Consider the following 26,975-nt stretch of genomic DNA (forward strand, 5'->3'; position numbering starts at 1 on the left):
CGGGAAGCGCCCATTTTGTTTGCTGTCCGAAACACATCTGTACGACCTGAACGCCATAGGATCAGATTAAGCAATCGGCCATTTTTCCGGTTCAGGCCGATCGATATATTTCCGCTCACTCGCTGCACGGTGCGCACACGGCAAGAGTTACAACGTCGAAGCCGGTCGACGAAATGTCATGGCCGGCTCCGGATATCGCCACAAATATTGATCGACCTCCAGAGAACAATGAACCAGAAATTCCTTGGCGCGGCCATTGCCGCTATTGCTGCCGTTTCCGCCTTCTCCGCCCCATCCGCATTTGCCGCCGACGGCACCATCACCTTCAACGGCACCATCACCGCACAGACCTGCACCATCAACGGCAACGGCACAGGATCCAAGGACTTCACGGTCACTCTGCCGAAGGTGTCGGCATCCACCCTGGCCACGGCTGGCCAGACCGCCGGCCGTACGCCCTTCAACATTTCGCTGAGTGACTGCACGCCCAACTCCGGCGCCGTCAAGGCCTATTTCGAACCCGGCCCGACCACCGATACCGCAACCGGCCGCCTCAACCTCAACGCAGGCGGTGCAAGCAATGTGCAGATCGGCCTGCTGAACTCGGACTTCACATCGATCAAGGCGGGCTTTGACGAAGCCTCGCAGGGCTCGAAGACGGCCGCCATCGACTCCGGCTCCGCGGTGCTGCCGTACTACGCCGAGTACGTGGCGACGGGCGCCGCCACCGCCGGCGCAGCCAATTCCAGCGTGATGTACACCATCGTCTATCAGTAAGCATGCAGCACCCGGGTGAGCGGCCGTCCGTCGCGGCACCCGGCCCCTGCCCCAGCGTGTTGCACGCCCATCATGAACCGATCGATCAGGACGGTCCTTCGCGCCAGCGCATGCGCGATGACCCTGGCACTTATCCCCCATGCGTACGCGTCCGTTGTCATTGCCGGCACACGCGTCATCGTCAACGCCGAGGATCGCGAAGCCACCATCAAGCTCAGCAATGAAGGGAAATCCCCGGCACTGACTCAGGCATGGCTTGATACGGGCGACGCGGCGGCACCCCCGGCCGGCATTGACGTACCGTTCACGGTGACGCCGCCTATCGCGCGGATTGACCCGGGAAAGGCACAGACGCTGCGCATCCACTACACGGGCGAGCCCTTGTCCGCCGACAAGGAATCGGTCTTCTGGCTCAGCGTGCTCGAAATCCCGCCCAAGCCGACCGCCGAGGAGATGGACGCCAACAAGCTGCAACTTGCCTTTCGTTCGCGCATCAAGCTCTTCTTCCGTCCGGCGGGCCTTCAGGGCGATGCCGGCGAAGCGCCGGCCCGCATTGCATGGCGCATCGTGAAATCCGACCATGGACTGGCGCTGGAAGCCAGCAACCCGACTGCCTATCACGTCTCGTTCTCCAGCATGGAATTGCTGGACGGTGCGCACAGTGCCACCAACGAGGCCGGCGGCATGGTGGCGCCAGGGAAGACCACTACGTTTCCGCTTGCCGGCAAAGTGGATCCGGGCAAAGCCACCACCATCCGGTACCAGGCCATCAACGACCACGGCGGCCCCATAGACGGTAAAGCCAGCCCGGGCCTGCCTGCTATCACCCGATAGCCCCTCCATCAAGCGCAGGCGCAGTCCGGCACTCCCGACCCCTCCCGATTCGCGCTGAAGATGCCGCCCGACGGCAGGGACGCGTCTTGCCTCAAGCCTCCAGCGCCACACAAGCCATGCAGAACACAACAGCGCACCCACCCTATCCCCGCATACGGCCGCTCAGTGCCGTAGTCATCATGCTGGTCAGCGCAGGCGCGCTTGCTGCCAACTCGGACTCTCCCAAGGCGGGTGCCGCAGCCGAGGTGGAATTCAACGACCTGTTCCTGCACCAGCCTGGCGGAAGCCCCATCGACTTCAGCCGCTTCAACAAGGGCAATGTGGTGATGCCGGGCAGTTACCGCGCAGAGCTCTACGTCAACCAGGCGTGGCTGGGCCGGATTGACGTGCAAATGCGCGAGATCGCCGGAAAGGACAGCGAGGTATTGCCCTGCTTCGACGAGGCGTTGCTCGATCGGGTCGGCGCCGATCTCGGCAGGCTCGCACCGGAAACGATAGCCAGAGTCCGCATGCCCGAAGCCTGCGTGCCACTGCATGCCATCATCCATGGCGCCACCGCGAGCTTCGACAGCGGCGAACAGCGGCTCGATGTCAGCGTGCCCCAGGCCGCGCTGTCCCGGCAGGCTCGGGGCTATGTGGATCCGCGCTATTGGAACGACGGTGTGACGGCAGCAACGGTGCAGTACAACGGCAGCGTCTACCAGACTCGCACGGCAGGCTATACCGCCACGCAGGGCTATCTTGGCCTCGGCGCCGGCTTCAATACGGGGCCCTGGCGCTTCCGGCACAAAGGCAGCCTCAGCTCCGACCAAGGCACGGCCAGGTACCAGAGCGTGCAGACAAGCCTGCAGCGCTCCGTCATTTCGCTGCGCAGCCAGCTGGTGCTGGGGGATGCATTCACCGACGGCACCGTGTTCGACAGCGTCGGCTTCCGCGGCGTGCAGCTCGCCAGCGACGACCGCATGCAGCCGGAATCGCAGCGCGGCTATGCGCCGCGCGTGCACGGCATCGCCAACAGCAACGCCCGCGTACAGGTCCGCCAGAACGGCAACCTCATCTATGAAACCACGGTTGCCGCCGGACCGTTCGAGATCGACGACCTTTATCCCACCGGCTATGGCGGAGACCTGGAAGTGGTGGTGACGGAAGCCGATGGCAGCGTGCATGTTTCGCGAGTCCCTTATGCCGCCGCCGTCAATGCCTTGCGCCCTGGCGTCACGCGCTATGGCGTCACGGCGGGCCAGTACCGCAACGCAGGCCTGCAAGGCCGTCCCGCCATGCTCCAGGCCACGGTGCAGCATGGATTCACCAATATGGTGACCGGCTACGGCGGCATTGTGGTGGCTGAAGGCTACCTGGCGGCGGTGGGCGGCGCAGCGCTCAATACCGCGTACGGCGCATTCGGTGCGGACCTGACTCACGCCGGCACGCGGCTGGCTACGCAGCCGGACCGGAACGGATACAGCGCGCGGCTCAGCTACAGCAAGCTGGTGGAGCCCACCGGCACGAACGTATCGGTGGCAGCCTACCGCTATTCGAGCAGCGGCTACCTGGGCATGACCGACGCCATGACCCTGCGCGAGCTTGAGCGGCGCGGCATGCAATCGGCGATGCGGGGTATCCTGCGTAGCCAGCTCCAGCTCACGCTCAACCAGAGGCTGCGCCCCGGATATGGATCCTTCTATCTTTCGGGCGCGGTACAGGGCTACTGGAACCGCGGCGGCACGGACACGCAATTCCAGCTGGGCTACAACAACAGCTACAAGTCGCTGAACTATGGGGTCGCGGCCTCGCGCCAGTTCAGCCTGTCGGGCAGGCGCTGGGAGAACCGCATCATGCTGAATATCGGTATCCCGCTGGGCAAGGGGCAGCATGCGCCGTATGCTATGACCGGTATCGAGCGCGACGCGTCGGGAACGGTCAACCTGCAGCAATCGGTGACCGGATCGCTCGGGGTGGACAACGCCTTCAGCTATGGCGTCAATGCCGGGTATGCGAGCGGTGGCCGGCCTGCCGCAAGCCTGGCAGCCAACGCAGCCTATCTGTCGCCCGTGGCCGCATTGACGGCAAGTGCCGGCAAGGGCAGCAACTATTCGCAGGTATCGGCGGGCATCTCGGGCGGCATCGTGGCATACGCTGGCGGGGTGAGCTTCACGCCCACGATGGGCGAGACGCTGGCCATCGTGGAGGCCGCCGACGCGGCGGGCGCCCGGCTGGTCAACGGCAGCGGCTTGCGCGTTGATCCCTGGGGACGCGCCGTCGTGCCGGCACTCGTGCCGTTCTCGCGGAACCAGGTCGAGATCGACCCGAAGGGCCTGCCGGTGAACGTCGACCTCGATTCGACCCTCCAGCAGGTCGCGCCGACAGCCGGCGCGGTGGTGGCGGTCCGGTTCGAGACAGCCGACCGCGGACGACCCGCGGTGATCCGCACCAGCACGGTCGACGGCAAGCCGCTACCGTTTGGCGCCGAAGTACGGGACGACCAGGGTGCGAATATCGGCACGGTGGGGCAAGGCGGCCGCATCGTTGCCCGCGGCCTCAGGGCCGACCAGGGACAACTGACCGCCCGCTGGGGCAAGACGGCGCAGGACACCTGCCGGCTCGACTACGCGCTGCCGGCCACCGGCCGGCGCGGCACACGAATCGATGTGATCGAGGTGCAGTGCCACTGAACTGAGCCGGCGCCGCCGACGGGAACTGGCCCGCCGATCGGCAGCGAAATTGTCCATGGCACCGCGATGGCAGGTCGCTACACTGTGGAACGATCCTGCCTTCCGATGCCGCCATGACTGCCTACGCGTTCCGCCTGCTCAACGTCTTCGCCGAATCCACGTTCGGCGGCAACCCGTTGTGCGTTTTCGAGGATGCCCGCGGCATGGACGACGCCACCATGCAGGCGCTGGCGCTGCAGTTCAACCTGTCCGAAACCACCTTCATCCTGCCTTCGGACCGGGCGCATGCGCAGGTTCGCATCTTCACGCCCGGCTACGAAATGCGCTTTGCAGGACATCCCACGCTCGGCACGGCGCATGTCGTACGCGACCTGACCACAAGTGGCAACCGGCTGACGCTCGAATTCAAGGCCGGAGTCGTGCCAGTCGAGGCCAGCGGCGACGTCTGGATCTTCACCGCTCCGCACGCCGGCCCGCCCAAGACGGCCGCGGTTGACCTGCCCGATGCGGAAATGGCGGCGCTGCTGGGCCTGGAAGCGCGCGACCTGCTGACCTCGCCGATGTGGGTCGACACCGGTGCCGACCAGTTGCTGGTGGCCGTCCGCAGCACGGATGCCGTGCAAAGGGCTCGCCCGGATACGTCGCGCCTGGACCAGTGGCCGCAGAGCAGCCTGGGCCGCAAGACCGCCTATGTGTTCGCCTTTGATCCGACCCAGCCCGGACGCGTGCTCGCACGGTATTTCTTCAGCAAGCAAGGTGGTGGCGTGGCGGAAGACCCGGGCACGGGGTCCGCATGCGCCAATCTCGGTGGCTGGCTGCTGGCCAACGCGCATGTGCTGCCGGCCGAATACGAAGTCGACCAGGGTGCCACCGTGGATCGTCCCTGTACGCTGCGGCTTGCCGTGACCACTGCGGGCGCCATCCGGGTAGGTGGCCGCGTGATAGAAATCGGCCGCGGTACCGTCACGCTGTAGCGCCGGCTCTATCCCCGGCAAGATCGCCCCATGGACCCGCACGCCATCACCACGCTCCAATAGGATCGGATCCCATGTACACGCCCTCCCACTTTTCCAGCGACGACCCCGAAATCATCGACGAGGTCATGCGCCGCTACCCGTTCGCGACCCTGGCGGGCAACAATGCGGACAACCAGCCGTTCGCCACGCACCTTCCCGTCGTGGCTGAGCGCGATGGGCAGACTTGGCGCATCGAAGGACACGTCGCGCGCGCGAACCCGCACTGGCGCTGGCTCGAGCAGACGCCGCAAGCGCTGCTGGTGTTCCAGGGCCCGCACGGCTATGTGTCGCCTTCGCTGTACGAGCAGAAGTTGTCGGTGCCGACCTGGAACTACGTCGCCGTGCACGTGTATGCGGAGGTCAGCACCGTCCATGATGCCGGGGAAAAAGACGCGCTGCTCAAACGCCTGATCGGCCGCAACGAGCCCGGCTACGCCGAACAATGGCGCGGCCTGCCGGAAGACTTCCAGCAGAAGATGCTGGCGGCCATCGTCGGCCTGCGCATGGTGCCCGTGCGCGTCGAGGCCAAGTTCAAGCTGAGCCAGAACCGGCCGGCCGCGGACCGTTCGCGCATCCTCGCCGCGCAGCGCGAAGGCAATGAGACTGAGCGCGACATGGCCGACTGGATGGCGCGGCTGACTGGCGCAGCCTGATCCGGCATCAGCCTCGCGGCAGCCACTCCGGCGCGTGCGTGCCTAGCGGTTCCGACGGCAGCGCCCAGTGCGCTGGCGTCCCGGACAATTGCGCCGCATGGCGCACCACGGTCAGCATGCCGAAGCCGGACGGCAACACCTCCAGCAGGTCGGCCACGTCATCGATTTTCTGCTCGGGGGCCTGCAATCCGGCCGGCACGCGTCCCAGTCCCCTCAGCCACTGCCCCACCTGCGCCAGCGACACCCGCACATGCCAGCTGCCACCCTCCGTGGCGCGCCGATGCAATGCAGCCATGGCGCCGAACGCCAGCAGATAGCCGGCCGCGTGGTCGAGCACCTGCGCCGGCAGCGGGTGCGGTACATCTTCGCCGGCGGCCTGGGCCTCGGCATGGTTGAAGCCCGTGGCCGTCTGCACGAGCGAATCGAATCCCCGTTTGCCCGACCATGGCCCGACATGGCCATAGGCACTTAGCGACACATAGACAAGGCCAGGACGGGCACGCACCGCCGCCTCCGGGCCAACGCCGAGTTCTGCCAGCCCGCCAGGCCGGTAGCCCTGGACCATCACATCAGCGCCGTGCAGCAGCTTGTGCAGCGTGCGCTTGTCGTCGGGATCGCGCAGGTCGAGCTGGCAGGTGCGCTTGCCGCGGCCGGTGTCGATCACCAGTGGGGCAATCGACGGAAGGTGCGCTGCCGTGACCAGGAGCACGTCGGCGCCGTGCGCCGCGAGCGTGCGCCCGGCCACTGGCCCGGCGATGATCCGCGTGAAATCGAGGACCCTGACACCGGAAAGCGGCCGACCCTCGGCCGAAGACAGTGGGGGCAAGGGTTGCGGCGGCGCTTCGCCGATCCGCTCCAGTGTCACCGGCGGCAGGCCGCGCAGTGCCTCGGCTTGCGGGTGCCGGTCCCATTCGTCGAAGCTGCGCATGGCGGCGACCACCAGTCCGGCATCGGAAGCCGTGGCCTCGAACGCCTCGGCCTCCCACTTGCCTAGCCCCGCCTGCACGGCGGCCTTGTCGTGGGCACAGCCGAGCAGGCGCAGCACGCCGTCGCGATGGTGCGGGAAATTGGTATGCAGGCGGATCCAGCGGCCATCGCCGCAGCGGTAGACGCCGGCAATCTTGTCCCACAGTTCCGGTGCCGGGCCGCCGTCCACGCGCAGGTAGCGCTCGCTGCGGAACTCGGTGATGGCGTGGCGCATGTCCACGCCGACCTGCTGCCAGCGGCCGGTGCGCTGCTGCCATAGCGCCGCGGCAGCCAGGGCCGAGGCCGCCAGGCTGGCCTGCGCCGCCGTGCCCACGGCAAAGCTGGACGGAAGCACCGGCTCGGCGCCGGTGAGATCAAGGTGGCCCAGTGCATCGGCAGGCAGCCCGGCACCCTGCCACAGGGCAGAGACGACACTGGCGGGCGCGGCGGGAACGGTGGAGGTATCGAGACTGGCAGTCATGGCGGCAAACCCCGGGAAATGCGGCGGATGGCGCGAGGCCAGCCGGCCGGTAAGCGTTCGGCCTCCATGCTACTCCCGGACGTCACTTTCCGTAGCCCCCATCACGCCCGCCCACGCCAGCCGGGCAACGCCAGCCACAAAAGCAGGCACAAATCCGCCGTGCTCCCGCCGAGTGGCGCCGCTGGCACGGTAAAATCACGGAATTGGCAATCCGCCACGCAACACTGAAGACCAAGCGGTCCATCCAGCCGCCAGCCGGCGCCACCATGAGCCACGACAACAAGCCTACCGACAGCACGCCCGCCGCTTCCAATTTTCTGCGAAGCATCATCGACCAGGACCTCGCCGCCGGCACCTACGCCGGCCGCCAGGACAGCCAGGGCGAGCCGCTGCCGACCGTCATCACCCGCTTTCCGCCGGAGCCGAACGGCTACCTGCATATCGGCCACGCCAAGAGCATCTGCCTGAACTTCGGCCTGGCGCGCGACTACGGCGGCCGCTGCCACCTGCGCTTCGACGACACCAACCCGGTCAAGGAAGACACCGAATACGTCGACTCGATCATCGACGCGGTGCACTGGCTGGGCTTCTCCTGGGACAACAGGATCCCGGGCGGCCAGCCGCACCTGCACTACGCGAGCGACTACTTCGACCAGCTCTACGCCTTCGCCGAGAAGCTGATCGAGCGCGGCGCCGCCTACATCGACAGCCAGAGCGCCGAGCAGATCGCCGCCAACCGCGGCAATTTCTCGGAGCCGGGCAAGCCGTCGCCGTTCCGCGACCGCAGCGCCGAGGAAAACCTGCAGCTGTTCCGCGACATGCGCGACGGCAAGTACCAGGACGGCCAGCACGTGCTGCGCGCGAAGATCGACATGGCCGCGCCGAACATCGTGATGCGCGATCCGGTGCTGTACCGCATCCGCCATGCGCACCACCACCGCACCGGCGACAAGTGGTGCATCTACCCGATGTACGACTTCACGCACTGCATTTCGGATGCGATCGAGAACATCACGCATTCGCTGTGCACGCTGGAGTTCGAGAACAACCGCCCACTGTACGACTGGGTGCTCGAACACCTGCGCGATTGCGGCGTGTTCCGCGACCCGCTGCCGCACCAGTATGAATTCGCGCGCCTGAACCTGACCTACGCGATCACCAGCAAGCGCAAGCTCAAGCAGCTTGTGGACGAGCAGCGCGTGGACGGCTGGGACGATCCGCGCATGCCGACCATCGTCGGTATCCGCCGCCGCGGCTACACGCCGGAATCGATCCAGCTGTTCTGCGACCGCGTGGGCGTGGCCAAGGCCGACAGCTGGATCGACATGAGCACGCTTGAAGGCGCCGTGCGCGACGACCTGGACGCCCGTGCCGCGCGCGGCGTAGCTGTGCTGGACCCGCTCAAGCTGATCCTCGACAACTACCCCGAAGGCCAGACCGAGGAATGCTCGGCGCCCGTCCACCCGAAGAAGCCGGAGCTGGGCAAGCGCGTGTTCCCGATCTCGCGCGAGCTGTGGATCGAGCGCGAGGACTTCAACGAGAACCCGCCGAAGGGCTATTTCCGCCTGTTCCCGGGCAACAAGGTGCGCCTGAAGTACGGCTACGTGATCGAGTGCACCGGCGTGGACAAGGATGCCGACGGCAACATCGTGGCCGTGCATGCCAGCTACCTGCCCGACACCAAGAGCGGCACCCCGGGCGCAGACAGCGTCAAGGTCAAGGGCGTGATCCACTGGGTCAGCGCCGCCGCGGCCTACGAATGCGAAGTGTGCCTGTACGACCGCCTGTTCAACGACCCGAACCCGGATGCCGGCGGCAAGAACTTCCTGGAAGCGCTGAACCCGGATTCGAAGAAGGTGATCACGGCCTACCTGGAGCCGAGCCTGCGCAACGCAAAGCCGGAAGACCGCTTCCAGTTCGAGCGCCACGGTTACTTCGTGGCCGACCGCGTCGATTCGCAGCCGGGCAAGCCGGTCTTCAACCGCATCGTCGGGCTGAAGGACAGCTGGGGCAAGTGATGGCAAAGGCAGGAAAACCCCAGGTTCAGGTCATCACATTCCCGCTCGATCGCGAGTTCATCGCGCTCAATGACCTGCTCAAGCTGGCCGGCGTGTGCGACAGCGGCGGCGCCGGCAAGGCGCTGGTCGCAGCCGGCGAAGTCTCGGTGGACGGCGAGCCCGAATCGCGCAAGACTGCGAAGATTCGCGCCGGCCAGGTAGTCAGCCTGACCGGTGTCGACATCCGGGTGGTCGCAGCCTGACGCTGGGCGTACGGCAGCGGCACGGCCGCTGCGAAGAATTCAGCTTCAGGGAAGGACGGAACCATGCCGATCGCATTCTGGTGTGTCCTCGTGGCAGGCATCCTGCCCGTCGTGACCGTGGCCATTGCCAAGGCCGGCGGGAAGGCCTTCGACAACCATGACCCGCGCGGCTGGCTGGAGCGCCAGAGCGGCCGCGCGCGCCGCGCCGACATGGCGCACCGCAACCATTTCGAGGCCTTCCCGTTCTTTGCCGCTGCGGTGCTGACGGCCACGTACCTGCAGGCGCCCCAGGCACGCATCAACGAACTGGCGGTGGTCTTCATCATCGCGCGCGTGCTCTACACGGTTTGCTACCTGACCGACCGCGCTACCCTGCGTACGCTGTGCTGGACGATCGGCTTCCTGTCGGTGGTCGGCATCTTCCTGCTGCCGGTCTTCGTGCATAACTAGGAGCGACCGGCCATGCGCTTGCCTTGCCTTGCATGGCTGCTCGCCGCCGTCGGCAGCGCGGCGGCCGCTGCCCCGGTCTCGTACACCGTCGACCCGACGCACACAACCGTCTACTTCGCCGCCAGCCACTTCGACCGCACCACGGTACGCGGACGGTTCGGCAAGATCGACGGGCGGATCGTCTACGACCCCGCCACCGGCGCCGGTGGCATCGACTTCACGGTGGAAACGGCATCGGTCGATACCGGCAACCGCAGCCTCGACGGCGTGCTTCGCTCGCCACAATTTCTGGATGCCGCCAATTCGCCCGTGGCCAGGCTGCGGGCAGACCGCTTTGTCGTCGAGAACGGCAAGCTGGTAGCGGTGGAAGGTGAACTGAGCCTGCTCGGTACGACACGGCCGCTGCAGCTGGAGGTCGATCGCTTCAGTTGCGGCGAGATCTCGCTGTTCGGCATTCGCCGCAAGGTCTGCGGCGGTGACTTCCACGCCACGCTGGCGCGTAGTGCCTTCGGCATGACGCGGTTCCTGCCGGAGGTGAGCGACAACGTGACCCTGCAGATCTCGGTCGAGGCATCGCCCGCGGAGTCGGCCGCCCCGTGACGGCATCCGATCACCTTTGCAGCGGGATTCTTTTGTAAAATTGCTGGTTTGCTTTTCCACAATTGCCTGCCGCGCGTCGCGTCCTGCGTGCCGGCGATAGCGAGACAGACAATGATCGATATCCATTCCGGCGACATCGTGGCCGCTGCGCTGGCCGCGTCCGGTGCCTGCCTGCTGTGCGCCATCCCCGGCGATTTCCTGCGGCGCTTCCCGCTCTGGGCTGTGCGCACCTATGGGCGCGGCGCGCTGCTGCTGCCGTTCCTGGCCATGACGGTCGGAACCTGGCTGTTCCGGCTCACGGTCGCCGGCCAGCTGGACAGCCCCGCGGGAAATGCGATGGTGGTGGCGGCAGCCTTCCTGGCAACCGTGCTGATGTCGGCGCTGCTGCGCTTCTATCTCAGCGAATACCGCAAGCGCTGACCCCCGACCGGCTGGCTACGCGCCGGCCAGCGCGCGACGGAGCCGGTCATATGTGGTCGGCCACCTGAATCACGTATGATGCGGCCTTTCGCGTCGCACGACGCGTGCCGCCCACCTTTCCCCATGGCGCTTAAATCCACCATTTTCAAAGCCGAACTGTCCGTGTCCGACATGGACCGGCCCTACTACGGCAGCCATACGCTGACCATCGCCCAGCATCCATCCGAGAACGACGCGCGCATGATGGTCCGGCTGCTTGCCTTTGCCTGCGAGGCAAGCGAGACCCTCGCCTTCACACGCGGCCTGGACGAACCTGACGAACCCGACCTGTGGGACCGCAAGCTGACCGGCGACATCGAGCACTGGGTCGAACTCGGCCAGCCCGACGAAGCGCGCCTGAAGCGCGCGGCCGCCCGCTCGGATCGCGTCACGGTCTATGCCTACAGCGGCGCCAGCGCGCGCGAGTGGTGGAAGAGCATGGCCGGCAAGGCGGGCAAGCTGCGCAATGTGACGGTCTACAATGTGCCGGCTGACGCTGTCGACGCGCTGGCCGCGCTGACGCAACGCGCCATGCGCCTGTCCGTGACGATCCAGGACGGCGAAATCTGGGTCAGCGACGACGACCGCAACGTGCAACTGACGCTGGACGTGCTCCAGCGCGCCGCAAGCTGAGCAGTCCGAGCAGTTCGTATCCGCACTACGCACCGCGTACCGCGTACCGGACTGCCCTGCTCCCCCGATCCAACCGCATCTTTTTGCACCAACCGGAAGGAATAACACCATGCAAACCACCCCGTCTGGCCTGCAGTATGAAGACACCACCGTTGGCTCCGGCGCCGAAGCCGTTGCCGGCAAGCACGTGACCGTGCACTACACCGGCTGGCTGTACGAAAACGGCCAGGCCGGCCGCAAGTTCGATTCGAGCAAGGACCGCAACGATCCGTTCGTGTTTCCGCTGGGCGCCGGCCATGTCATCCGCGGCTGGGATGAAGGCGTGCAGGGCATGAAGGTCGGCGGCGTGCGCCGCCTGGTGATCCCGGCTGACCTGGGCTATGGTGCGCGCGGCGCCGGCGGCGTGATTCCGCCCAACGCCACGCTGCTGTTCGAAGTGGAACTGCTGGCCGTCTGATGCCGTCTCCGGAGCGGGCACCGCCCGCTCTGCTGCCGGATGCCCTCAGAACCCGATGGCGGCGTTGCCGACATCAACGCGGACCTTGTCGCGGTCCAGCAGGCGCGCCGCATGGCGGGCATAGTCCTGTGCCCAGGCGGTATCGCCGGCAAAGCGCGACTCTCCCGAGAATTTGGCCACGTTCAGGATCTTGTCGATCACGAGCACCTTGCCGACCGGGCTCGAAGCCTGGCAGTCCAGCTCGGTGTATTCCTTGTCGAACCAGCGCCACGCCGCCTCTTCGCCGATCGATGCCAGTTCGGCCTGGCTGATCGTGAATTCGAACTCCTTGCCGCTGCCGAACACCACCGTAAGCGTACGCGCCATTGCCGGTTCTCCAAGATCGGGATGATGCTGCCATTGTAAGGACAAGGTGGCAGCCAGAGCCAGTCCGAACCAGCCCGAACACACGCCGGCCTGATCGCCGACAAGCTGGCCGTTGCGGTCCGACCGTTGCCTGGCGCCCACACCCTTGCCCGCCAGCGGCGAAATATGGCGGCCGTGCCGCTTCCGGCCCCTGCCCGTTGCCCCGCTTTGCATTATGCTGGCAACATGGCCATCACCCGACAGGACCTCGAAACGGATCGGCTGCGCACCTCGCTGTGCAGCACGCCGGTCGCGTCCGCCCTGTTGCCTGAAGAAGCCTTCGAGCGATCCCTGCGCGATGCGCTGGCCAGCCGGCCGGACGACTGCGCGCTCCATGGCGATGTCTGGGTGTTCGGCTACGGCTCGCTGATCTGGAATCCGATGGTGGTGCATACCGAGCGCCAGCGCGCTACGGTGCATGGCTACCATCGCGGCTTCTACCTGTACTCACGCATCAACCGCGGCACCTGGGACAACCCGGGACTGGTGCTGGGCCTCGACCGCGGCGGCTGTTGCCACGGCATGGTGTTCCGCATCCCGAGCCATATGGTGGAACAGGAATTCCGGCTGCTGTGGCGCCGCGAGATGCTGACAGGCGCCTACCATCCGCGCTGGCTGCGCATCCGCACCGGCACGGCTGACGGCTACGGCGGCCCGGAGCAGCGCGCGCTCGCCTTCGTCATGAACCGCGAACATGAGGGCTACGCGGGGCGCCTGCCCGATGCCAGCGTGGTGGAGCGGCTGCGCCATGCCGTCGGCCTCTATGGCCCAGCGCGCGAATACCTGCAGCAGACCCTGCTGGGCCTGGCCACCAACGGCGTCGACGACCCCTACCTTGGCCGCCTGTGGCGCCAGCTCCAGGCCCATGATGCCGCCGATGCGGTCCACGGCCATAGTGATAGCGATAGCGGGCCGGCCGATCCGCCACGGCCCGCTGGCGATGAAGCGCCGTTGCCCGCTCCGGCCAGCCCGCACGAGACCGTCTGACCCAGGAGCGAACGCCATGACGCGCCCCTTTGTCCGCACTCGCCGCCAGGCGCTTTCCGAAATGCTGGGACTGATGGGGTTGCTGACCTGCGGTGCATTGCTGGCCGGCCAGGGTGGCCAGACGCTGGCCGCACGGCCCGCCGGGACAACGGATGGCGCCAGTTCTTCACGCACGCGCGGCGACAGCGCGCACGTGCCGCCCCGTTCCGAGGGAATCAGTGCCCTGGACCGCAACCTGATCACTGCCGCCGCGGCGGGTGACCTGGAGCTGGTCAGCCGCCTGCTGGCAGCCGGCGCCTCGGCGCAGGCCGTCGACGAACGGGGCCGCAGTGCGCTGCTGACAGCGGTCTACAACCGGCGCGGCGAGGTCGCGAAGGCGCTGGTCCTGGCCGGCGCAGACGTCAACCGCAAGGACGCGGAATTCAACAGTCCGTTCCTGCTGGCGGCCGCAACGGGCCAGGTCGATGTGGTGCGGCTCATGCTGTCGCACGGCGCGGACCTGGCAAGCACGGACCGCTACGACGGCACCGCGCTGATCGCGGCAAGCCAGCATGGCAATGTGGAAGTGGTGAAGCTGCTGCTGCAGAAGGGCATCGCCGTCGACCATGTGAACCAGCTAGGCTGGACTGCCCTGCTGGAAGCGGTGATCCTCGGCGACGGCAGCACGCGCTACGAAGAAATCGTGCAACTGCTGATCGACGCCGGTGCCGACGCCAACCTGGCTGACCGCGAAGGCGTGACGCCCACGCGCCATGCGCGCGAGCGCAGCTACAAGTCGATCGTGAAGATTCTCATGCGCGCGCGCGGTCACTGACCGCGCGCCGATCCTGCCGCCTCAGGCCACTGCAGGCTTTTGCGCGCCGGCGTTGCGCGCGTTTTCCGTCTCCTGCAGTTGGCGCCACATCACCTTGCCCGTGCCGGACTTGGGCAACGCATCAACGAACTCCACCACGCGCGGATACTTGTACGCGGCCATGTTTTCCTTGGCCCATTCGATGATGTCGTCGGCCTTCGTCTTGCCCCTGGCATGCGCGCGCAGCACCACCACGGCCTTGACGGTCTCGCCGCGGTACGGGTCGCGCGTGCCGATGATGCACGCTTCCTGCACGTCCGGGTGCTTGTACAGCAGGTTTTCCACCTCGGCCGGCCACACCTTGAAGCCGGACGCATTGATCATCCGCTTCAGGCGGTCGGTGATGAAGTAGTAGCCCTCTTCGTCCATACGCCCGAGGTCGCCGGTGCGGAAGAAGGTCTTGCCCTCGAACTCGATGAAGGCGTCGCGCGTGGCGTCCTCCTTGCCCCAGTAGCCCTTGAACACCTGCGGGCCGGACACGATGATCTCGCCCACCTCGTTGGGCGGCAGTTCCTTGAGCGTGACCGGGTCGACCACGCGCGCGTCGGTATTGAAGGTCGGCACGCCCAGGCATTGCAGCTTGGGACGATCAGCAGGGTTGCCGTGCGTCGGCGCCATGGTCTCGGACAAACCGTAGCCTTCCAGGTAGTTCAGCCCGAACTGGTCGCGCAGCCGCTCGGCAATGGCCTGCGGCATGGCCGCTCCGCCGCCGCCGATGTAGCGCAGGCTGGTCAGGTCGAACTCCGGCAGATTGGGGCTGGCCAGGAAGTCGATCACCATGGTCGGGATATTGGTCCAGTGCGTGACCTGGTAGCGCGAGATCAGGCGGCCGGCCACCTCGCGGTCCCAGCGCGGCAACATCACGACCGTGGCGCCGCTGTAGATCGGGCCGTTCATGCCGTACTGCATACCGGTGACATGGAACAGCGGCAGCACTGACAGGATCACCGATTCCGCGCCGCTGCCCGACCAGGTCGAGCCGCCGACGATGTTGTGCATCACCGAGCGGTGCGTGTGGATGCAGCCCTTCGGGAAGCCGGTGGTGCCGGAGGTATAGGGCATCACCGCCATGTCGTCGGGGCCGGCCGTGTGCGGCCCCGGCTGCAAGCCGGCGCCGAGCGCTTCGGCCCACGCCGTGGCGCCGGCCGGCAGCGGATGTTGCGCGGTCAGCCAGGCGGCCGGGGCGTCTTCGGGGTGCTCGTGAGTGGCCGGCAGCGCGTCCGAATATTGCGTCACCAGCAGGTGCTGCAGACGATCTGCCGGCGCCAGTTCGGACAGCGCCTGCTCGACACCGGCACCCAGGTCCGCGGTGCAGATGGCCACGCGCGCGCCGGCGTCGGTGACGTAGTGCTTGAACTCTTCGACACGGTTCATCGGGTTGACCGGCACCACCACCGCGTCCGCACGCAGGATCGCGTAATAGCTGATGATGAACTGCGGGCAGTTCTGCATGTACAGCAGCACACGGTCGCCCTTCTTCACACCGGCCTTCTGCTGCAGCCAGCCCGCCAGTGCCGTGGCCTGCGCCTCCAGTTCGCGGAAGGTGATCGCCTTGCCGAAATAGCGAATGGCCGCCTTGTCCGCATAGCGATGCGCGGAGACCTCCAGGTTGTACCAGAGCGAAGTCTCCGGCAGCACGACCGAAGTCGGCACGCGCTTTGGCCAGAACTGGAAATGCGGGCGAGCGGGGTTCTGCATCGAAGAGTCTCCTGTGCGGTCTTGGGCGACCTGTGTGTACGGGTGTCAGTGACTATAACCGAACGATCGTTCTATTTTCAATCGGTGGCTTTCCCGAATCTCGCATCGGATGTAGGACAGCCCGGTTGCAATTGGCGCCTTTGCCCTCACAATTGCTGTATTCCCGAACTCCAAGGCCTGCCCCGCCAGGCCTGCCGCCATGAGCGATGTCACCCTGCAGAATTTTGAATTGGAAGTGATCGAGGCCTCGCGCCAGGCTCCGGTCCTCGTGGATTTCTGGGCACCGTGGTGCGGCCCCTGCCGCACGCTTGGCCCGATGCTGGAGAAGCTCGAGGCGGAAGCCGGCGGCCAGTGGAAGCTCGTCAAAGTGAATGTGGACGAAAACCAGGAGCTGGCCGGCCATTTCGGCGTGCGAAGCATCCCCCATGTGGTGGCTATCGCCGATGGTCAGGCGGTGGACCAGTTCATCGGCGTGCTGCCGGAATCCGGCCTGCGCGAGTTCCTGTCGCGCCTCACGCCAAACCCCGCGCAACTGGCATTGGACGAAGCCCTGTCCCTGGCCGCCGCTGGCGACCGGCAGGCTGCCGGCGATGCCTTTCGGTCAGCGCTGGCGCTGGATCCGGGGTCGGACGCCGCGCGCTTCGCGTATATCAGCTTCCTGCTCGACGACAATGCGCTCGCCGAGGCGGAAGCCGAGTTCGCCAGGCTGTCCCCGCAAGCCGCCCAGGAGGACGTCTACGCCGCCCTGCGCACCCGTGTGGAAGCCATGAAGGGCGTGGCCGACCTGCCCGACGAGCAAACCCTGGCGAGCCGCGTCGCGGCGGACCCGCGCGATCTGCCGGCCCGCCTTGACCTGGCAAGGCTGCTGATCGCCCGCCAGCAGTACGAACCCGCGCTGGGGCAGTTGCTGGCGATCGTGCGCACGGACCGCGGCTTTGAAGACGATATCGGCCGCAAGACCATGATCTCGGTGTTCGACATGCTGGCCGACCAGCCCGAAGTGGTGTCGCGCTGGCGCAGGGAGCTGAGCACCTCGCTCAACTGACGGGCGTCGGCCATGGCGCGGTAAACTGGCGGCCCTGATTTCCGGCATCCCGCCCGACATTCCCGCCATGACAGCATCCGTGCGCCTGATCGATTTCCAAGCCGACGCGCCCGCGCCCACCCACGACCGGCCGCGCCCAGACCGCCTCGTCGCCGGCAATCCCGACCGCACCACCTGGACGCACTACAGCGCCCGGCATGGCGATTTCGACTGCGGCATCTGGGCGTGCGAGCCCGGCGCCTGGCGCATTGCCTTCCCGGCCGGCAAGGAAGAATTCTTCCATGTGATCAGCGGCCGCATCCGCATCCGCGACGATGCCGGCACGGCCAACGAGTTCGGGCCGGGCGACGCATGCGTCATCCCGGCCGGCTTCACTGGCCTGTTCGAAGTGCTGGAGCCGGTGCGCAAGTATTTCGTGGTGATTGACCGCGAGGCGGCGCGGCCCGCCTGAATCAGGCCGGCTGGCCTGCCGGCGCCTCGATCAGCGTGAAGCCGTTCTCGCGCATGTGCTCGACCATCATGGCGTCCATCGACTTGACGTGATGATCGAACCACCCCGAAAGCTCGGCCACCAGGCGGCGGCCAAGATCCAGCTCCCCGTCGCTGGCCACCTTGTCGCGCACGGCCTCGGCAACGGCCAGTACCTGCTTGTGCTCGCCGGCATGGCAATGACGCGGGCCGAACCCCATGGCTTCCATCCACGACTCTTCCTGAGCGAAGTGATGGCGGGTATGCTCGACCCATTCGTCCATGGCCGCGAGGAAACCGGCGTCGTCAGCGCGCGCGGCGGCATCCAGCAACTGCACGAATTCCGCGTGCGTGGCGTCGGTGACCGGCTCGCCCAGCAGCAGGTGGGCAGGCAGGCCGTCGGTGGAATGCTGGTCTTTGGGATCCATGGAAGGGGCTGGCGCGGCGGGCAGCATGGAAAGAAACGGAAAGGATACCGAATTCAGTCCCGCGGCATCTGATTTTGCGCAAATCCGCCCGGTTCGCGCGGGAGGTTATGCTTCATGTTACGCCGCCACCGGCGGCACCCCTGAGCCAAGCCCTATTCGATGCCACGACTGATCTTCTTTTGCGGGCATGCCGGCACCGGCAAGTCCACCCTGGCGCATCGCCTGATCGGCCCGCTGATGCAGGCCACCGGCGAGCCGTTCTGCCTGCTCGACAAGGACACGCTGTACGGCCGCTACAGCGCGGCCGCCATGGCGGCCATCACCGGCGACCCGAACGACCGGGACAGCCCGGCCTACCTGGAAAACCTGCGCGATCCCGAATACCAGGGCCTGCTCGACACCGCGCGGGAAAACCTGGCCCTTGGCATCAGCGTGCTGGTGATCGGACCGCTGTCGCGCGAGATAAAAGCCCACCAGCTTCATGATCCGGCCTGGCTGAACATCCCAGTCGAAACCGCTGTCCGCATCGTGTGGGTACACCTGCCGGAAGACGAGGCCCATGCCCGCATCATCCGGCGTGGCAACCCCAATGACGCCTACAAGCTGGCGCACTGGGACGCCTATCGCACGCGCCGCTTCATGCCGGACCCCGCGGAATACCCGGAGCTGATCTACTTCAATAACCTCACACCCGGTCAGGCGGAGACGGAAGCGCTGCTGCGCGCGCTGAGCGCCTAGGCCTTGCCCCTGGCGATGGCGCCGATCACGGCCGAAGCCGCCACGAAACCGAACACCGCGGTCACGGCCACCGAGGAGCCGAAGCCGGCGCAGGCCAGCCCTTGCGGACCCGCCGCAGGCGCCGCCGCGGCGGCCGGCGGTGCTTCGTCGATCTCGCAGGCCTGCTGCTCGGGCTCCGGGTATTGCAGCGGCTCGTCCGAATAGACCGCGGCAATGCCGAACTTCTTCTTCGGGTCGCGCGTAAAGCCCCAGTCCTTGCGCAGGCTTGCGCGCACCTTGGAAAGCAGCGGATCCTGAATGGTGCGCGCGAGGTCGTCGACGCGCACGCGCGTCGGGTCGAACTGGCCGCCGGCCCCACCGCAGGTGATAACCGGCACGCCCTGGCGGCGCGCCCAGCCCAGCATGGCGGTCTTGACCCGCACCGCATCGATCGCGTCGATGACGTAGTCGTGACCGGTGCCCAGCAGTTCGGCCACGTTGTCGGCGGTGACAAAGTCATCGACCTGCGTGACCCGGCAGCGCGGGTTGATCGCCACGATGCGCTCGGCCATGGCCTCCACCTTGGCGCGCCCGTACGCATCGCCGAGTGCGTGGATCTGCCGGTTGGTATTGGACAGCGCGATATGGTCCAGGTCGATCAGCGTGATGCGCCCGACGGCGTTGCGCGCCAGCGCCTCGGCGGACCAGCTGCCAACCCCGCCGATACCCACCACGCAGACGCTGGCAGCTTCCAGCCGCGCCAGCCCGGCATTGCCGTAAAGCCGGGCGACGCCACCGAAACGGCGGTGGTAGTCGTCGTCGGCCGGGCTTTCGTGGGTCAGCGGCTCGGGCAAGCCCGGCAGGTGGGGCGGTGGGTAGGCAGCGTCGTTCATGCTGGCAGTCAGTGCTGGGGAATCGGGCGGAAAAAACGTACAGGCATGGCATGCCGCGCACGCCACCGTGTCAGCCACTCCCCGACAGGTAAGCGAAGCGCGCAACTATACAATAGACGTAGTGCCCCGTCCGCCGCACAGATTACCGGCGCCGGGTGCCCTCCACAGGAGACAAGCCATGCCGGTGCGCCGCAAGGTAATTCTCTGGACAGTGCTCACGCCGATCCTGCTGATTGCCCTGCTGGTCATCCTGATCCTGACCTTCGACTGGAACCGCGTGAAGCCCTGGCTTAACGAGCGCGTGTCGGAAGCCATCGGCCGCCCGTTCGCGATCAATGGCGACCTTACCGTCACGTGGCGCACCGCGGAGGGGGAAACCGGCTGGCACACCCTCGTGCCATGGCCCCGGCTGTCGGCACGCGACATCACCATCGGAAACCCGGACTGGGCCAAGGCGCCGAACATCGCGACGGTACGCGAGCTGATCTTCGTGCTGCGCCCGGTGCCGTTGCTGGCGCACGAGATCGCGGTACCCACCATCGTGATCGACAGCCCTGCCGTGTGGCTCGAACGGCTGGCCGACAACCGCAATAACTGGACCTTCGACACCGGCCCGGAATCCGGGACCTCTTCCTGGCATCTGGACATCGGTGAAGTGGTGCTCGCGCGCGGCAACCTGGCGTTGTCCGACCAGGCGCAGAAGATCGAGCTGCAGGCGATGGTCGACACCATGGGCGATGGCGCGCTGTATGACAAGGCGCGCGACGGCGCCCTGGTCGCGCCGGACGCCTCGGCGCCCGCCAGCGAATCCGCGCCAGCTACACCCGCCACACCAGCCGCGGCAAGCGCGCCGCCCGCGTCCGGACCGCCGGCCAATGCCGTTGCCGGCAACCAGCGCTATGGCCTGCGCTGGAAGGCCAGCGGCCGGTACAACGACGCGACCATCAGTGCCAGCGGCAAGGCCGGCAACGTGCTGAGCCTGCGCAATGTCAACGTGCCCTTCCCGCTGCTAGCCGACGTGCGCGTCGGCGCGACACGCGCAGTCATCGAAGGCACGCTGGCCAACCCCGCGCACCTTGCCGCGCTGGACGTCCACCTGCAGTTGCAGGGCGACAGCATGGCCAAGCTGTACGCGCTCACGGGCATCGTGCTTCCGTCCACGCCGCCGTACGAAACGCGCGGCCGGCTCGTGGCGACGATCCGCAAGGGGGCTTCGGTCTACGCGTACCGCGGCTTCACCGGCCGCGTCGGCGGCAGCGACCTGAGTGGCACGCTGACGTTCACGCAGCGCGCACCGCGGCCGCTGCTGGCGGGCGAGCTGGTCTCCAATGAGCTGCGCTTCGTGGACCTGGCACCGCTGATCGGCGCCAATGCGCAGCCGGGCAAGGCGGCGCCGGACAGCAACGTGCGCCAGCCTGCCGGGAAGGCGCTGCCGGTGGCGCCGTTCCGCACCGAGCGCTGGGACAGCATCGATGCCGACGTCCGCTTCACCGGCAAGCGGATCATCCGCGACGAGCGGCTGCCGATCACGAATCTGGTGACGCACCTGAAGCTGCAGGATGCGGTCCTGCTGCTCGACCCCCTGAACTTCGGCATTGCCAGCGGCAACCTCGTTTCCACCATCCGGCTCGAAGGCAAGCGCGAACCGATGGGCGCCATGGTCGACATGCGCGCGGACCACCTCAAGCTCAAGCAGTTGTTCCCGACGGTGGAATCGATGCGGGCCAGCATCGGCGAGATCAACGGCAGCGCAAGGCTGTCGGCGGCCGGCAATTCGGTGGCGGCGCTGCTGGGATCGTCCAACGGCGAAGCCAGGCTGCTGGTGGAAAACGGCACCGTGAGCAAGTTCCTGCTGGAAGCCATGGGCCTGAACGTCGGCAGCGTAATCATTTCCAAGCTGTTCGGCGACAAGCCCGTGCAGATCAACTGCGGCGTGAGCGACTTCGCCTTCACCAATGGCATCGCGCGGGCGCGCACGTTCGTGCTCGATACCCAGGACGCAGAAATCACTGCCGAAGGGGCCATCGACCTGAACAGCGAAAAGCTGGCGATGACGATCCATCCGGACTCGAAGGGCGTGCGGATCTTCTCGCTGCGCTCGCCGCTGTATGTGGGCGGCACGCTGAAGCAGCCGCGCGTGAGCCCCGATATCGGCGTGCTCGCGCTGCGCGCCGGCGGTGCGCTAACGCTGGCGCTGCTTGCGCCCGTGGCGACGGCCGTGGTGCCGTTGGTCGACCTGTCATCGTCAAAGGAAAACCAGTGCGGCCGCCTGCTGGCGGACCTGCGCAAACGGCCGACCGCGCCGCCGCCGGGCAAGGCCTATCGTGACCCGAAAGCCCCGAACGCGGCCAGCGCAGTCGCCGCCGAACTGCGCAAGCCGGGACAGGGGAGCGCCGCCGAACAGGCAAAGCAGGCCCAGCAGGCGCAGGAAGGCCATGCCGCACCGGGCCAGCAGACTGCCGACGGCGCCCGCTCGCCCGCGCGCCAGCCCGCGGCGCCGGCCAACCGCCCGGCGAATGACGCCGAGCTGTATCAGGGCGGTTGACGCCCTTGCACCGCCGACGCTGCAAATTCACAACACTTGTGCATGAATTGCCCGGTTGTCGCGAATCGGCGTTGTGCCAGGCCCACAGCCGGCGCATAATTAAACGGCCATTTACAAGATGTATCAAACAAATGGCACACTCCAGGTGCCGGCAACGGCGCCCTTCCGAAGGTGCGGCCTGTGGCCGCCCTTGTTTTTTGTTGTCCGTTGCAAGCCGGCAACAAGAACCCAATTCGCCGCCCGCCCCCATGACGCTGCCCCATGCCGCCGTCCCGCCGATCAGCTGGCTGATCGCGCTGACGGTGTGCAATCACGTGGCGTTCAATGCCAGCCGCGTGGTGGTATCGCTGCTTGCCATTTCCCTGAAGGCGTCGACTGTTACGCTGGGCTTGCTGATGTCGCTCTATGCGCTGCTGCCCATGCTGCTCGCGATCCGTGCGGGCAAGCGCATTGACGAGATCGGCCCGCGCAAGCCGATGATGGCGGGCTCGCTGATGGTCGTGGCCGGCACCCTGCTTCCGGCGATGTGGCAGGAGATTACCGCGCTGTACTTCTCCTGCGCGCTGATCGGCGTGGGCTTCATGCTGGTCCAGGTGGCAATGCAGTTGCTGATCGGCCAGGTTTCCACCAACGACACCCGTCTGCGCAACTACACGCTGCACGCACTGGGCTTGTCGGTGTCGGGCACGCTTGGGCCGGTGGTGATGGGCTATGTGATCGAGCACGCCGGATTCCGGCCCGCTTTCCTGGTACTGGTCGCCGTCGCGCTGGCCGGCCAGGCCGGACTGCAGTGGGTGCGTCCGCGCCTGCCCGCGCAAGGCGGCAATGCCGGGCGCATCGCCATCGAAGATGGCAGCCGCCGCTCCACGCTTGACCTGCTGCAGTATCCGGAACTGCGCGCCGTCTTTATCGCCAGCGCGGTACTGTCGGCCGCCTGGGACCTGCACGCGTTCCTGATCCCCATCCAGGGATCGCGCATCGGCCTGTCGCCGTCGTCGATCGGCTGGGTGCTGGGCGCATTCGCGATCGCCACCTTCGCCATTCGCGTGGCCATGCCGCTGGTGTCGCGCCGGCTGTCGGAGTGGAAGATCATCCGCATCGCGCTGATGATCGGTGCGACGGCCTACCTGATCTATCCGTTCGTCACCCATTTCTGGATGATGTGCGGTCTGGCCTTCATCCTCGGCCTGGCGCTTGGCAGTGCCCAGCCCAATGTCATGAACATCCTCCATACCGCCTCGCCCAGCGGCCGTGCCGGCGAGGCGCTGGGACTGCGTTCGGCGGTGCTCAATACCAGCCAAGTAGTGTGGCCGCTCACGTTCGGCGTGGTCGGCACGGCACTGGGCATGCTGCCCATCTTCCTTTCGATGGCTGGCGCCATGAGCATGGCCGGTATCTATTCGCGGCGGCAGTCGCGCGTCGCGCCGGCGGAGCTCTCTCCACCCACGCATTGATTTGCCGGCACACAAAAGCGGCTTGCGGCGCATTCGCTATACTCAAATCAACCGGATTTCCGGCAGATTCCAACCGATTGCGACATGACTCAACTCGCTGACCTCCGCCGTACCTATGTCCTGGGCTCGCTGAACGAATCGGACGTGGCGGCCGACCCGATGGCCCAGTTCAAACGCTGGTTCGACGAGGCCGTGACCGCCAAGCTGCCCGAGCCCAACGCGATGACGCTGGCCACCGTCGACGCCGACGGCCAGCCGTCGGCCCGTATCGTCCTGCTCAAGGGCATGGACGAGAAGGGCTTTACCTTCTTCACCAACTACGAAAGCCGCAAGGGACTCGACCTTGCCGCCAACCCGCGCGCGGCGCTGCTGTTCCACTGGGTGCAACTGGAGCGCCAGGTACGCGTGGAAGGCCAGGTCGAAAAGGTCGCCGACGACGAGAGCGACGCCTACTACGCTTCGCGCCCGCTGGGCTCGCGCCTGGGTGCCTGGGCCTCGGAGCAGAGCAAGGAAGTCCCCGGGCGCGATGTGCTCGAGCAACGCGAATCCGAGTACCGCGCCAAGTTCGGCGAGAACCCGCCACGGCCGGCACACTGGGGCGGGTACCGTCTGGTTCCGACCGCACTCGAGTTCTGGCAAGGCCGGCCGTCTCGGCTGCATGACCGCATCGCCTATCGGCAGGACGCCGCCGGCTGGAAGATCGTGCGGCTGTCGCCATGACGGGTACGCGGCACAAGTCGGCGAATTGTCCTAAAGTGGGATAAGCGTCGCTTTGGGACCGTGTCAGCCACCGCGTGCTGCGACGCTCACGCGGATCGCCTGAACACGCCCCGCTACCGCGACCAGGCCGCGCCGGGCAGCGACTGCCCTGCTGTCTTCGTCCGGCGCCTTCGTTCGTCACGTGTGCCGCAACGACAGGAGGTAACGCGCATGTTCTTCAAGCAAGCCCTCGACAAGCAACTGGACAACTGGATCGCCGACCTGCGCGAGCACGCCAACCTGCCCGTCAAGCTACGCCTGTGGAACGGCAGCGAATACCCCCTCGGTAGTTTCGACAAGCCGAACGTGACGCTGACGGTGCGCGAGGCAGGCGCCCTGCCCCTGTTGCTCACCCCGAGCCTGGACAATCTCGGCGAAGCCTATGTCCAGGAAAAGATCGACCTCGATGGCAAACTGGCCGACATCATCGATGTCGGCTACCGCTTCTCGGCGGCGGCCAAGCGGCGCGCCGGCGGTGCGCTGGCCAAGGTGGCCCATCATTTCACGCATACCAAGCAGGAAGACAAGGACGCCATCCAGTACCACTACGATGTGTCCAACGAGTTCTACAGCCAGTGGCTGGACCCGAACATGGTCTATTCCTGTGCGTATTTCGAGCATGGCAATGAAGACCTGGCCACGGCGCAGCTCAAGAAGATCGACCACATCCTGACCAAGATCCGGTTGCGGCCGGACCAGACGCTGCTGGATATCGGCTGCGGCTGGGGCGCGCTGGTGCTGCGCGCCGCGCAGAAATTCGGTGCGCGCTGCGTCGGCATCACGCTGTCGCAGAACCAGTTCGACCTGGCCACCGCACGCGTCAGGGCAGCCGGGCTGTCAGACCGCATCGAGGTCCGCCTGCAGGACTATCGGGACATCACCGGCACATTCGATCGCATCACCAGCGTCGGCATGTTCGAGCATGTGGGCAAAAAGAACCTCACGGGCTATTTCGGACGTATGCGCGGACTGTTGGCCGACAACGGCGTGGCCATGAACCATGGCATCACGCTGCCCGACCCCAGCGATGCGCCGATGGACGGCTCCGGGTTCATGGACCGCTATGTGTTTCCGCAGGGCGAGCTGCCGCATATCGGGCTGGTGCTCAAGACCATGCAGGAAGGCGGACTGGAAGCGTTTGACGTGGAGCTGCTGCGCCGCCATTATGCGCAGACCCTGCGGCACTGGGCCGACAACTTCGAAGCGCGCGCCAGCGCCATCCGCGACATCGTGGGCGAGAAGAAATACCGCATCTGGCGCGTCTACCTGGCCGGCTGCGCGCACGCCTTCGACACCGACCAGATGTCGATCTACCAGGTCGTGTGCCACAAGGCGGGCGAGCCGTCGTCGGGCATCCCCTGGTCGCGCCGCTATATCTATGACCACCCGATTGGCCAGAACGATTGACTGAAGACCTGTTTGGCGAACTGCTTCCGCCAGCTTCACCGCCGGAACCGCGCGCCGCCGATGGCGGCGCCACTGGCACATCAAGCCAACCCACCCGCGGCAAATCCGTCCTGCCGGCACGGCTGGATCCCTCCCTGCATGCGCTGGCGAAAAGGCTGCCGATCAACCTCTATCTCGGCACCTCGTCGTGGTCCTACAACGGCTGGAACGGCCTTGTCTATGACGGCGAATACAGCGACAGCCTGCTCTCGCGCAAGGGCCTAGCCGCGTACTCGCAGCATCCGCTGCTGCGCGCGGCCGGCATCGACCGTGGCTTCTACGGCCCGATCCCGCTCGCAGACTACTTGTCCTATGCGGCGCAAGTACCGGAGCCGTTCCGCTTCCTGGTGAAGGCGCCTGCCAGCGTCTGCGATGCGTGGCTGCGCGGGTCGGACGGCGTCGGGCGGCTGGCCAATGCCGCCTTCCTCGACGCGGAGATCGCAATCCGCGACTTCATCACGCCGGCCACCAGCGGACTGGGCGCCAAGTGCGGGCCGCTGCTGTTCCAGCTTTCTCCCCTGGGCAGCCTGGCGAACGATGGCGCGGCCTTCATCGAGCGGCTCGACGGCTTCCTTTCCGCGTTGCCGCCGCTGGATCCGTCCATCACGCCGCACGCCTGCTACGCCGTGGAGATGCGCGACCCCGGCCTGCTGACGCCGCGCTACATCAAGCTGTTGCGCAAACACGGCGTGCGCTTCTGCCTGTCGGCACGCGACCGGCTGCCGCCGGTGCACCGCCAGGCTTCTGCCCAGGCCCTGATGGATGCCGAAGCGCCGGGTCCGCTCGTGCTGCGCTGGATGCTCCACGCCGGGCGGCCTTACGAGGTCGCCGAGTCCATCTATTCGCCGTTCAATCGCCTGGTGGACGAAGACCCCGAAACGCGCGATGCCATCGCGGACCTGGTCGCGCGCACGCTGCGCGCCGGCCAAAGCGCGACCGTCATCATCAGCAACAAGGCGGAGGGCTCGGCGCCCCTGACGTGCGTGCGCCTGGCCGAAGCGATCGCGGCGCGCCTGTGA

General features: G+C 66.6%; 27 protein-coding genes. 22 read left to right on the forward strand and 5 right to left on the reverse strand.

Annotated elements, in window-relative coordinates; translation table 11 throughout:
* Window positions 1–228 precede the first annotated feature (228 nt).
* The 5 genes from LDO29_RS14410 to LDO29_RS14430 all read left to right on the forward strand — a co-directional run bounded on the left by LDO29_RS14410 (window position 229) and on the right by LDO29_RS14430 (window position 5,952).
* A complete protein-coding gene (locus tag LDO29_RS14410; protein ID WP_224080468.1) occupies window positions 229–777 on the forward strand; it encodes a fimbrial protein in 549 nt (182 codons plus the stop codon).
* Window positions 778–849: 72 nt separating this feature from the next.
* The gene (locus LDO29_RS14415) at window positions 850–1,611 is read left to right on the forward strand and encodes a fimbria/pilus periplasmic chaperone (protein ID WP_224080469.1); all 762 of its coding nucleotides are present in this window, start codon (window positions 850–852) and stop codon (window positions 1,609–1,611) included.
* A gap of 116 nt (window positions 1,612–1,727) precedes the next feature.
* Window positions 1,728–4,283, forward strand: a complete 2,556-nt coding sequence (locus tag LDO29_RS14420) for a fimbria/pilus outer membrane usher protein (protein ID WP_224080470.1) — start codon at window positions 1,728–1,730, stop codon at window positions 4,281–4,283.
* Window positions 4,284–4,396: 113 nt separating this feature from the next.
* A complete protein-coding gene (locus LDO29_RS14425; protein WP_224080471.1) occupies window positions 4,397–5,257 on the forward strand; it encodes a PhzF family phenazine biosynthesis protein in 861 nt (286 codons plus the stop codon).
* A gap of 74 nt (window positions 5,258–5,331) precedes the next feature.
* Complete coding sequence (locus LDO29_RS14430; protein ID WP_224080472.1) at window positions 5,332–5,952, forward strand: FMN-binding negative transcriptional regulator; 621 nt, start codon at window positions 5,332–5,334, stop codon at window positions 5,950–5,952.
* Between the two features lie 7 nt (window positions 5,953–5,959).
* Here the strand turns inward: LDO29_RS14430 and LDO29_RS14435 are convergent, their stop codons facing one another.
* The gene (locus LDO29_RS14435) at window positions 5,960–7,399 is read right to left on the reverse strand and encodes a CoA transferase (protein ID WP_224080473.1); all 1,440 of its coding nucleotides are present in this window, start codon (window positions 7,397–7,399) and stop codon (window positions 5,960–5,962) included.
* Between the two features lie 266 nt (window positions 7,400–7,665).
* Here LDO29_RS14435 and LDO29_RS14440 point away from each other — a divergent pair, with 266 nt between their 5' ends.
* The 7 genes from LDO29_RS14440 (at window position 7,666) to LDO29_RS14470 (ending at window position 12,258) form a co-directional block, all read left to right on the forward strand.
* Window positions 7,666–9,417 (forward strand): glutamine--tRNA ligase/YqeY domain fusion protein, encoded by a 1,752-nt coding sequence (locus LDO29_RS14440; protein WP_224080474.1) that lies wholly within the window; start codon window positions 7,666–7,668, stop codon window positions 9,415–9,417.
* On the forward strand, window positions 9,417–9,659 hold the full coding sequence (locus tag LDO29_RS14445) for an RNA-binding S4 domain-containing protein (RefSeq protein ID WP_224080475.1): 243 nt from the start codon (window positions 9,417–9,419) through the stop codon (window positions 9,657–9,659). The genes LDO29_RS14440 and LDO29_RS14445 overlap by 1 nt, the downstream gene beginning before the upstream one ends.
* 63 nt (window positions 9,660–9,722) lie before the next feature.
* A complete protein-coding gene (locus LDO29_RS14450) occupies window positions 9,723–10,109 on the forward strand; it encodes an MAPEG family protein (RefSeq protein WP_224080476.1) in 387 nt (128 codons plus the stop codon).
* 12 nt (window positions 10,110–10,121) lie between these two features.
* Window positions 10,122–10,709 carry a YceI family protein gene (locus tag LDO29_RS14455; RefSeq protein ID WP_224080477.1) on the forward strand — a complete coding sequence of 196 codons (588 nt, stop codon included), beginning with the start codon at window positions 10,122–10,124 and terminating at the stop codon, window positions 10,707–10,709.
* Between the two features lie 111 nt (window positions 10,710–10,820).
* Window positions 10,821–11,129, forward strand: a complete 309-nt coding sequence (locus LDO29_RS14460) for a hypothetical protein (protein ID WP_224080478.1) — start codon at window positions 10,821–10,823, stop codon at window positions 11,127–11,129.
* Between the two features lie 123 nt (window positions 11,130–11,252).
* Window positions 11,253–11,801, forward strand: a complete 549-nt coding sequence (locus LDO29_RS14465) for a YaeQ family protein (protein WP_224080479.1) — start codon at window positions 11,253–11,255, stop codon at window positions 11,799–11,801.
* A gap of 109 nt (window positions 11,802–11,910) precedes the next feature.
* Complete coding sequence (locus tag LDO29_RS14470; protein WP_224080480.1) at window positions 11,911–12,258, forward strand: FKBP-type peptidyl-prolyl cis-trans isomerase; 348 nt, start codon at window positions 11,911–11,913, stop codon at window positions 12,256–12,258.
* Between the two features lie 45 nt (window positions 12,259–12,303).
* Here LDO29_RS14470 and LDO29_RS14475 read toward each other — a convergent pair whose 3' ends face one another.
* On the reverse strand, window positions 12,304–12,624 hold the full coding sequence (locus LDO29_RS14475) for a hypothetical protein (protein ID WP_224080481.1): 321 nt from the start codon (window positions 12,622–12,624) through the stop codon (window positions 12,304–12,306).
* A gap of 225 nt (window positions 12,625–12,849) precedes the next feature.
* On the opposite strand from LDO29_RS14475, the gene LDO29_RS14480 reads away from it, so the two are divergent.
* Both LDO29_RS14480 and LDO29_RS14485 read left to right on the forward strand, forming a co-directional pair.
* Window positions 12,850–13,650: a gamma-glutamylcyclotransferase gene (locus LDO29_RS14480; RefSeq protein ID WP_224080482.1), complete on the forward strand. Its 801-nt coding sequence runs from the start codon at window positions 12,850–12,852 to the stop codon at window positions 13,648–13,650.
* Window positions 13,651–13,666: 16 nt separating this feature from the next.
* On the forward strand, window positions 13,667–14,464 hold the full coding sequence (locus LDO29_RS14485) for an ankyrin repeat domain-containing protein (RefSeq protein ID WP_224080483.1): 798 nt from the start codon (window positions 13,667–13,669) through the stop codon (window positions 14,462–14,464).
* Between the two features lie 21 nt (window positions 14,465–14,485).
* Here the strand turns inward: LDO29_RS14485 and LDO29_RS14490 are convergent, their stop codons facing one another.
* The gene (locus LDO29_RS14490) at window positions 14,486–16,201 is read right to left on the reverse strand and encodes a long-chain fatty acid--CoA ligase (RefSeq protein WP_224080484.1); all 1,716 of its coding nucleotides are present in this window, start codon (window positions 16,199–16,201) and stop codon (window positions 14,486–14,488) included.
* 199 nt (window positions 16,202–16,400) lie between these two features.
* Between LDO29_RS14490 and trxA the strand changes: the two genes are divergently transcribed.
* Together trxA and LDO29_RS14500 are read left to right on the forward strand one after the other, a co-directional pair.
* Window positions 16,401–17,246, forward strand: a complete 846-nt coding sequence (gene trxA / locus LDO29_RS14495; RefSeq protein WP_224080485.1) for a thioredoxin — start codon at window positions 16,401–16,403, stop codon at window positions 17,244–17,246.
* 67 nt (window positions 17,247–17,313) lie between these two features.
* Window positions 17,314–17,697 (forward strand): cupin domain-containing protein, encoded by a 384-nt coding sequence (locus tag LDO29_RS14500; protein ID WP_224080486.1) that lies wholly within the window; start codon window positions 17,314–17,316, stop codon window positions 17,695–17,697.
* A gap of 1 nt (window position 17,698) precedes the next feature.
* Here the strand turns inward: LDO29_RS14500 and LDO29_RS14505 are convergent, their stop codons facing one another.
* Window positions 17,699–18,142, reverse strand: a complete 444-nt coding sequence (locus tag LDO29_RS14505) for a bacteriohemerythrin (protein ID WP_224080487.1) — start codon at window positions 18,140–18,142, stop codon at window positions 17,699–17,701.
* Between the two features lie 159 nt (window positions 18,143–18,301).
* On the opposite strand from LDO29_RS14505, the gene LDO29_RS14510 reads away from it, so the two are divergent.
* A complete protein-coding gene (locus LDO29_RS14510; protein ID WP_224080488.1) occupies window positions 18,302–18,880 on the forward strand; it encodes an AAA family ATPase in 579 nt (192 codons plus the stop codon).
* On the opposite strand, the gene tcdA is transcribed toward LDO29_RS14510, so the two are convergent.
* Window positions 18,877–19,752 (reverse strand): tRNA cyclic N6-threonylcarbamoyladenosine(37) synthase TcdA, encoded by an 876-nt coding sequence (tcdA, locus tag LDO29_RS14515; RefSeq protein WP_224080489.1) that lies wholly within the window; start codon window positions 19,750–19,752, stop codon window positions 18,877–18,879. The two genes, LDO29_RS14510 and tcdA, sit on opposite strands and share 4 nt — an antisense overlap.
* Window positions 19,753–19,930: 178 nt before the next feature.
* Between tcdA and LDO29_RS14520 the strand changes: the two genes are divergently transcribed.
* The 5 genes from LDO29_RS14520 to LDO29_RS14540 all read left to right on the forward strand — a co-directional run bounded on the left by LDO29_RS14520 (window position 19,931) and on the right by LDO29_RS14540 (window position 26,975).
* Complete coding sequence (locus LDO29_RS14520) at window positions 19,931–22,297, forward strand: AsmA family protein (protein ID WP_224080490.1); 2,367 nt, start codon at window positions 19,931–19,933, stop codon at window positions 22,295–22,297.
* Window positions 22,298–22,545: 248 nt separating this feature from the next.
* A complete protein-coding gene (locus LDO29_RS14525) occupies window positions 22,546–23,751 on the forward strand; it encodes an MFS transporter (protein WP_224080491.1) in 1,206 nt (401 codons plus the stop codon).
* Between the two features lie 84 nt (window positions 23,752–23,835).
* Complete coding sequence (pdxH, locus tag LDO29_RS14530) at window positions 23,836–24,471, forward strand: pyridoxamine 5'-phosphate oxidase (RefSeq protein WP_224080492.1); 636 nt, start codon at window positions 23,836–23,838, stop codon at window positions 24,469–24,471.
* A 210-nt stretch (window positions 24,472–24,681) separates the two neighbouring features.
* A complete protein-coding gene (locus tag LDO29_RS14535) occupies window positions 24,682–25,917 on the forward strand; it encodes an SAM-dependent methyltransferase (RefSeq protein ID WP_224080493.1) in 1,236 nt (411 codons plus the stop codon).
* Window positions 25,914–26,975, forward strand: coding sequence for a DUF72 domain-containing protein (locus tag LDO29_RS14540; RefSeq protein ID WP_224080494.1), 1,062 nt, complete (start codon window positions 25,914–25,916; stop codon window positions 26,973–26,975). The genes LDO29_RS14535 and LDO29_RS14540 overlap by 4 nt, the downstream gene beginning before the upstream one ends.

The organism is Cupriavidus laharis (assembly GCF_914271435.1).
GTDB lineage: Bacteria > Pseudomonadota > Gammaproteobacteria > Burkholderiales > Burkholderiaceae > Cupriavidus > Cupriavidus laharis.